This window comes from Photobacterium sp. R1 (assembly GCF_054600795.1).
Map to the genome: position 1 here is coordinate 1 of NZ_BAAHZP010000923.1, position 240 is coordinate 240.

Consider the following 240-nt stretch of genomic DNA (forward strand, 5'->3'; position numbering starts at 1 on the left):
ATACCGGGCAGGTAACTGCCTGACCAGCATTCGGCAGACCAGGGTTTTTCCTGTCCCGACTTCTCCGGAGATCTGGATAAACCCTTCCCCCATCGCCAGTGCAGACAGGGTCATTTTGATCGCTTCCAAATGCGGCGGCAGTGCATGAAACAGCCCGGTATCCGGCGTTAACCGGAAAGGGAACTGTTCAAATCCGAAGTGCGACAGATACATGGGGTTATCCTTGGTCCGGGAACCATT

At 54.6% G+C, this 240-nt stretch carries 1 protein-coding gene; it reads right to left on the minus strand.

The window, feature by feature from the left end:
• Positions 1–213, minus strand: a 213-nt coding sequence (locus tag ACYP03_RS27770; protein ID WP_459782907.1) for an AAA family ATPase, incomplete at its 3' end; no start/stop codon positions are given.
• Between the last annotated feature and the right edge of the window lie 27 nt (positions 214–240).